Origin of the sequence: Streptomyces albospinus (assembly GCF_014648695.1) — a bacterium.
Lineage (GTDB): Bacteria > Actinomycetota > Actinomycetes > Streptomycetales > Streptomycetaceae > Streptomyces > Streptomyces albospinus.
Window position 1 is genome coordinate 1 of record NZ_BMRP01000104.1, and the last position, 7,431, is coordinate 7,431.

A 7,431-nucleotide genomic window follows, 5' to 3' on the forward strand; every position below is an offset into this window, starting at 1 on the left:
GTCGTGTGGTGGGGTTTGTTGGGGGGGTGAGGCGGCGTGATTCGGGGCGTGTTGAGGTTGTGCCGGATTTTTGTGTGGCTGCTGGGGGGCGATGGTTCGGGGTGGTGTGTTCCGGGTTGTGGTGGGGCCGGTGGCTTTCGGTTTTCGGTGGATGTCAGCTGTCGTTTTCTGTGGTGGGGAGGTATGCGCCTGGTACTTCTTGCGGGGTGAGGATCTTGTTTTCGCCGGGGTAGGGCGTGTTCCAGGTGTGTGTCTGGTACCAGGTGAGGTGGTTCATCTGGGCGGGGTTGGCGTAGTCGGGGACGGCGTGGGGGCCGGTCAGTCGTTGCTTGGACTTCCACTTGTCCCAGGTTGCCGCCAGGTCTTGCTTGTCTGCGGGTACCTTCGCGGGCGGGATGGCCGCTGCTTTGGGGCTTTGTGGCGCGGGGGTGTCCGGGCCGCAGGGCGGTTGGGTCTTGAGGCCGTCGGTGAGGGGGATGCGGTTGGGCTGTGCGGTGAACGGGGTGGTGTCCGGGTGGGAGGTGAAGGCGCTGGTCATGGGGGTGGCCGCGCTGTCTTTCTGGTTCATCGGGTGGATCCCGAGGATCTGCTCGATGGTTCGGATCATCGTGATCTGGGTGTAGTAGTGGCTGTCGGTTTTGCCGTGTTGTGCCCAGGGGCTGATGATTTGGATCGGGGCTCGGTGTCCGTCGATGTGGTCGAGGCCGGCTTGGGAGTCGTCCTCAACGACGAAGATGGCCGAGTCTTTCCAGTATTTGCTGTGCGAGATCTTGTCGACCGTCTTTCCGACTGCGAGGTCGTTGTCGGCGACTTGGGCGGACGGGCTTGCGGGACCGCCGGTGTGGTCGTTGGAGAACCAGAGCATGTTCAGGTTCGCCGGCCCGTTCTTCTCGAAGTCCCGCTTCCAGATTTGGTACTTGTAGATGTCCGGGACGTCGAGGTCGAACATCGGGAAGCCGGGTACCGACACGTCGTTGAGCGAGGGGATCGCCGACCCGGTCTTGATGGGGTAGGCCGTGGGGTGCCCGGTTGCGTCCATGGTCTTGGCGTCGCAGTACAGGTTCTGCCAGGATGCTGCGGACGGCTTGCTCTCCACCGACTGGAACTCGCCGAAGTCCTTGACGGACTTGCCTGCCGCCTGTGCACCGGTCCATAGAAGACCGGACTTCTGGTGGCCGAGAGCGTCGTTCTCGGTGTCGTAGCTGCGCTGGTACTCACCGGCCGAGGACTCGGTGTACTCCGGGTTGTCGCTCTGCATGAGCCAGTTGTGGCCCTCGGCAGAGTTCGTGCCGATGTCGTAGGTGTTGTCGTACAGCCCGAACTGCTTGGCCGTCGCATGCTGGTTCGGTGTCGCGTTCTCGCCGAACTGCGTCAGTTTTGCATCGCCGTTGCCCCGGGGGATGTCGCCGAAGACCTGGTCGTAGGTCCGGTTCTCCTTGACGATCAGGAAGACGTGCTTGATCGTCGAAGGGTCGCCGAGCCGCTTGGGGACCGCTGTCGGCTTGGCGTGGCTCTTGCCGTTGGTCTTGTTGACCGAGTCGCCCATCCATCCGTTCTGCTTGAAGACCTTGGCGGTTTCGGACCTGATGACGCTGTCGTCGGGCAGGGTGAACCGCTGCAGGCTGGAGGTGGTGTCGTGGGTGCCGTGGGCGCCGCTGGCGTTGGGGCGGCGGGCGTCGGTACCACGGGTGTTGGAGACCAGCACCTGTTTGCCGACGGTGGCGATCTTCGAGGGGAAGTAGTCCGTGGGGAGCAGGCCGACGTAGCTGACCGGCTCCTGCGGGCTCTTGTACTTGTATACGGCGACCGCGTTGGCGCGGCCGAGTGTCACCAGCAGGTGGCCGTCGTCGGTGAGTGTCACCGCGTTGGGCTCGTAACCCACCGACGCCTCCGGCCACGGACGGGTGGCGATGGTCTGCACGACCTTGTCGCCGGCGGTGCTGATGACCGACACGTCGTCGGTGGCGGTGTTGGTGACGAACAGTGCCCCGCCCTTGGCGTACAGGGCGGTCGGGTGCAGGCCGACGTCGATGCTTTTGACGGCGGCATCCGGCTTCGCCAGGTTGATGACGCTGACCGTGCCGGTGGTGGTGGCGCCGGTCTTCGGGTCGGCGGGCACCTGGGTGTCGTAGGAGTTGATCGTGGACTCGCCGGGCCTGGCCCGGCGGCCGCCCTCGTTGCTGATGTAGAGCTTGTCGCCGACCTTGACCATGTCACGCGGGGCGTTGCCCACGTCCCAGCTGTGCTTGACGGCTCCGGTCGCCGCATCGAGGGCAATCACCTTGTTCTGGCCGTTGACCGCGGCGTACACGGTGGAGCCGTCCGGCGAGAACACCGGCTCACCCACCAGCGCGTGCTTGGATCCGTCCGCCGGGATCTTGATGAACGTCGGGTCGGTGACGGTGCCGTTTGGGCTCACGGTGAACTTGGTGTAGCCGTCGGTCTGGCCCAGCCACAGCTGCTTGCCGTCGGGCGAGTACGTGGGGCCTTCCTGGCCCACGGAGTTGCTGCTGATGCGCGGGTTGGACGAGGCGGAGGCGCTGACGAACTGCTGCACCTTCCAATTCTTGCGGTCGACGATGGCCAGTGCCGCTCCACCGTCGGTCAGCGAGGCCGCGACGTGGGTGCCGTCGGGGCTGACCGAGGACGACATGATCTTGCCGTTGTCGATGACGAGGCGGTCGCCGTACGGGGCGATGTACTGGTCGCTGGAGACGACTTGGCCATCAGCCGTCTTCTGGCCGACCTGGTCGGTGCCGAACTGGCGGGTCTGGGCATAACCGATGCCGGCGGTGGCGGCGAGAACGACCGCGGTGGCCGTTGCCAGGGCACTACGGCGGCTGAAGTGTCTGTCGAGAAAGCCGCAACGGTCGCTGTCGTCATGCCTGCGGCGGCGTATGACCTGCATGGAGTCATCCCTTCGAGGTGGAGAGAAGTTCGACATTGCCGTCGAACTGCCATAGCGGGTTCGGTGCGTCCCCCTGCGGGGTCCGCACCAGGAAGTAGCCGTTGACTTCCTTCGGCCCATCGCCATCGGCCATGAACCGCCCGTCAGGGGTCACGTCGAGCTGATAGATGGCTTGCCCCACGGCCTGGACGCCGGGCAGATGCCAGGACACGACGCAGCGCCAGTCGTTGCCCGGCCCCTGCGCGGCGATCTGGCCGCTGCCTTTGTCGCATGTCGCCGTGGCTCCGAGCTGGGCCTCGGTGACGGCGGGCCGGTGGAGCTGCTCGGTCTGCATGCGGTAGAGGTGGGCGAAGGCGGTGGCGACGGAGCTTTGCACCTTCGCCTGCCCGATCCCGGAACCGGTCGCCGTCGTCGCGGCCGTGTTCGTATCCGCGGCCGCGGCCGTGTCCGTGGTCGTGGTTGTGGTCGATGTGGTGAGGGCCGCCACCGTCATGGCGACCAGCCCGACCAGCGGCAGCACTCCGACCGTGACCGCGCGGCGCCCCGAGCCGTCATGGCTCAGGTTCGTGAAGTCGCGCCGCACGAACAGCAGGTAGGCCAGCGCTGTCGCCAGCGCGGCCCACGCCAGGCTGACCCCGATACCGATCAGCAGTGGGGCGAGCTGGGCCGGGCCGGTGAACAGACCGTTCCAGGCGATGAAGGCGTAGCTGGGCAGCGCGAGACGTACGGCGACGGGCAGGGGCATCATCTGGGCGAGCTGCATCGCGAGGGCGACGAGCACGGGCAGCAGCAGTCCCATCGGGGAGCGTCCCAGCGCGACCGACCCGAGCAGTCCGATCCCGGCGAGGGCGAGGGTCGGAGCCAGGACACAGACCCAGGCGAGCAGGACCTTGACGGCGGCGTCCGCCGGGGTGAGCAGATGGCCGTCGAGGCCGACCAGCGGCTGGTTGCCGACCGCCACCACCCCACCGGCGGCGCTGGAACAGGCCAGCCCGGCCACGAGCAGCAGGAGGACGGTGAGGCTGGCGAACGCCTTCGCGGCGAAGATCCGCCTGGGCGACCGTACCGCCACGAGCAGGTGGCGCCAGGTGCCGAGCCGGTCCTCGGCGGCGAACACGTCGCCGGCGACCACCGAGGTCAGCAACGGAAGTGCCCAGGTGCCCGCGAAACCGAGCATCACCAGCGGTCCGGCCCATCCCGTGGCGTGCATCCAGCGGCCGAAAAGGGTGTCGACGGGCAGCGTGCTCTGTTGGCTCACCGCGGCGACGAAGAACGCCGGCGCGATCCAGCAGGCAAGAACCAGCAGGCGGATCCGCCACTGCGCAACCAGCTTGACCAGCTCGAAGCGGTACCCACGCGCAACCGAGGCACGACGGGTACCAGCACCGTCGGGCCGGGCATGGGTGTGGGTGTGGGGGAGGGGCGCGGTCATCGCCCGGCCTCCTCAGGTTCGGTCAGGGCGAGGAACGCTGCCTCGAGCGGTGATACCACGGGGGAGAGCTCGCGTATCGCGACGCCCGCCTGCACCAGCCGCACCACCAGTTCGTCGAGGGCAGGCGCCGGCGCGCGCACGACGAGCACCCGGGCGTCGTGCCGTGCCCCGGCGCCATCCACGAGGCGGATCCCGGCCACCTCGGCGGCCAGTCGGCGGGCGGCGTGCGCATCGCAGGTGCGTACCCGGTAGTCGAGTTCCTGTTCCTCGGCGGTCAGCTTGCTCAGCGGCCCGGAGAAGACGACCCGCCCCGTGGCGAGGATGGTGACGTCGGAGCACAGGGCCTCGAGGTCGTCCATACGGTGACTGGAGAGCACCACGCTGGCGCCTTCCGCCGCGAGCCGGGTCAGGACACCGTGAACGTGCTTCTTGCCTGCCGGGTCCAGACCGTTGGACGGCTCGTCAAGCACAAGCAGCCGGGGCTTGGTGAGCAGCGCCGCGGCCAGCCCCAGCCGCTGTCGCATGCCGAGGGAGAAGCCGCGGGCCCGTTCGTCGGCGACATCGGTGAGCCCGACCTGCGCAAGCGCGTCGTCGATCGCCGACGACCGCGCGTCGTCACCACGGAGAGCGGCCAGCGCGGCCAGGTTCTGCCGGGCGGTGAGCGAGGGGTACAGACCGGGCCCGTCCACGAAGCCCGCGACACCGTCGGGAGCGTCGAGCGCCCGCCCGACCGGTGTACCCAGGATCTCAAGGCTGCCGCTGTCGGCGACGGCCAGACCCAGCAAGAGGCCGAGCAAGGTCGTCTTGCCGGCGCCGTTCGGTCCGACCAGGCCGTGAATCCGCCCCTGCGCCACATCCAGGTCGACGCCGTCGAGCGCGACGACATTGCCGAACCACTTTGTAATCCCACGAGCCCGGACCGCGAGGAGTGCGTCCATGAGTCCCTTCCTTCGAAAGCCTCACGGACCGTAGATGAAGTGCACAACGGTCATCAGGAGCAGTCAGTTGAATGCCCATGAAACGGTTGACGACCGGCATGCACCGCGACGATGCCCGCTGGGCAGGCGCCGAGGAGCGCCGGGGCGTCGGCAGCGGCGGGTGCGGCTGACGGCACGCACGCGCAGGGAAGGCGCGGCACTCTGCGCGGTTGCGTGGACGCCTGCCCGAAGAGCACAGCAATCTCATCGGCCGCGACAGCCAACCGGCGGCTACCGATCGTGGCCGCCCTGCGTGAGGCACTCGGCATCTTCGCGGGGGACGACCAGGCCCTGACGCACTTCAGCCCGCAGATACCGAGCCGGACCACCGTCACCCTCCACCCTCACGAGCCGCTTGAGCGGCGTCGTCCCGATGCCGAAGAAGCCGTGCGGCGGCAACGTTGGCACGGCTGCCCCAGCGCGTCACGGCCGTCCGCGCAGCCCCCACCGGGCCCGTACCCTCCACAAACGCGGCGCCACCAACACAAGGATCACCCACAACTCCCTCGGCCTCGACGAAATCCACCGGACCGGCGCCCTGGACCGCCACACCTGCCGCACCGAATTCGGGTTCACGCCACAACAACTCGCCGCCTACGGCTAAAGAGCCGGATTCCGCAAGGGCACCGAAACCGTCGCCCGGCTGCTGCCACCACGCCGGACCTGCGGCCGGCGGCCACCGGCAGACAGCGCGTCAAGAAGGCCGACAGCTCGCCAAGAAGGCCGACAGCTCGCCAAGAACGGCCGACTGTCACCACACCCCCCGCGGGAGGCGTTCCTACGACTGCTGCACGCCTGCGATATAGGAGTCCTGATGCCCGTCATGACGCTGTGTGCCTGACTCAACTTGTCCCGGTCCCGGTGTGACGGGGTCGACGGGCGGGTGTGTGGGCACGCCCGCTGGGGCGGAGGGCGCGCGTGAAGGCGGGCATGGCGTGTCCCGCAGGGACGGCGATGCTCATTACCTGTGGATCGCTTCTGGTGGGAGGAGGTGTGCTTTCCGGATGGTTCGATCGATGGGTCATTGAGTAGGGGCGACGTTGCTGTTTCGGTGGTGTAGGCGCGCCTTTGCTTGCGGTTGTCGACGAGGACGGCGGCAGGTCGAGCGGCGGTTCGTTGTGGGATGGGATCGTTCGCGGAGGTGCACGGCGGATGCTGACCGCGTGTTGGATGCCGAAGTCAACGCCTACGTAGTCGAGTTGGCTGATGAGTGCGACGGCTAGGGGCGTCGCCTGGTGGTCCGCAGCGGCTGTCGCCGGCCCCGGCAGGTCACCACCGCGGCCGGGCTGGTCGAGCGAGATCAACCTGTACCGCGGGGGCGTGGAAGTGTGGCCGTATGAGCCGGCACCGTCCGAAAGTACAGATGATTTCGACTCATGAACGACCGTTCGAACATCTTTTGGGGTTTGGAGCGGGCCGCGCCGTCCGGAGGCTGAAGTCTGCCCCTGTCGTCATGGCTACTGGCTCTGGCCGTCCTCGGTCTGGAGGTTCGCCAGCAGCACCTCCAGCATGGCGTCGAAGTCCATCGGAGGGTCGGCCGGGAATCGCCCGGATTCCTCGGCGGCCAGCCATCCCAGGACGGCGGTCGCGAAGACGTACCAACGCTGGCGGGCGCGTTCGGGCGGTAGTCCGCCGAGCGTGAAGGCCGTTACCACGCCGCGCTCGACGGTGTCGTGTCCCGCCGCCCGGTGCCCGCCGGTGAGGGCGCGGGCGGCGAAGCCGGGCACGGCGCGGAACTCGCGTCGGATCGCGTGGGCGAGTTCGGTCAGCCAGTCACGCCAGCCGGCTTCCGTGGGTTCGTGTCGGGGCACGATCCGCCGGCTCATCTCGGCACTGGCCAGGTCGAGGAGTTCCTCACGGCTGCCCACCCAGCGATAGAGCGCAGAGGTCGCCACGCCCAGGCGGCGCGCGACCGCCTGCATGGTGAGAGTGTCCTGGTCCAGCTCCAGGGCCGCTGCGACGATGCGGCCCTGGTCGATCACCGCGGGGCGGCCAGGGCGGGGGGAGCGGGCGGCAGGCTTGGGGCTGGAGGTGGGCTCGGGCATGACCACCAGCCTAGTAGATCGTCGCGGCTAATGCTTGGGGTAGAGGTGGCGCAGTTTGATGCGTGCATC

At 68.0% G+C, this 7,431-nt stretch carries 5 protein-coding genes and 1 pseudogene; 2 read left to right on the forward strand and 4 right to left on the reverse strand.

Annotated elements, in window-relative coordinates; genetic code table 11:
• Window positions 1-154: 154 nt before the first annotated feature.
• Genes IEZ17_RS41085 through IEZ17_RS41095 form a run of 3 tightly spaced genes read right to left on the reverse strand, consistent with a single transcriptional unit; the run spans window position 155 to window position 5,278 of the window.
• Complete coding sequence (locus IEZ17_RS41085) at window positions 155-2,908, reverse strand: bifunctional YncE family protein/alkaline phosphatase family protein (protein ID WP_189308742.1); 2,754 nt, start codon at window positions 2,906-2,908, stop codon at window positions 155-157.
• A gap of 4 nt (window positions 2,909-2,912) precedes the next feature.
• Window positions 2,913-4,340, reverse strand: coding sequence for an ABC transporter permease (locus IEZ17_RS41090; protein WP_189308743.1), 1,428 nt, complete (start codon window positions 4,338-4,340; stop codon window positions 2,913-2,915).
• On the reverse strand, window positions 4,337-5,278 hold the full coding sequence (locus IEZ17_RS41095) for an ABC transporter ATP-binding protein (protein ID WP_189308744.1): 942 nt from the start codon (window positions 5,276-5,278) through the stop codon (window positions 4,337-4,339). Before IEZ17_RS41095 ends, IEZ17_RS41090 begins: the two co-directional genes overlap by 4 nt.
• Window positions 5,279-5,672: 394 nt before the next feature.
• Here IEZ17_RS41095 and IEZ17_RS41100 point away from each other — a divergent pair, with 394 nt between their 5' ends.
• Together IEZ17_RS41100 and IEZ17_RS45650 are read left to right on the forward strand one after the other, a co-directional pair.
• A complete protein-coding gene (locus IEZ17_RS41100; protein WP_189308745.1) occupies window positions 5,673-5,921 on the forward strand; it encodes a hypothetical protein in 249 nt (82 codons plus the stop codon).
• Between the two features lie 464 nt (window positions 5,922-6,385).
• Window positions 6,386-6,624: pseudogene (locus tag IEZ17_RS45650) on the forward strand (IS256 family transposase); the annotation flags it as partial.
• Window positions 6,625-6,774: 150 nt separating this feature from the next.
• On the opposite strand, the gene IEZ17_RS41105 reads toward IEZ17_RS45650, so the two are convergent.
• Window positions 6,775-7,362, reverse strand: a complete 588-nt coding sequence (locus tag IEZ17_RS41105; protein ID WP_189308746.1) for a TetR/AcrR family transcriptional regulator — start codon at window positions 7,360-7,362, stop codon at window positions 6,775-6,777.
• Window positions 7,363-7,431: the final 69 nt, after the last annotated feature.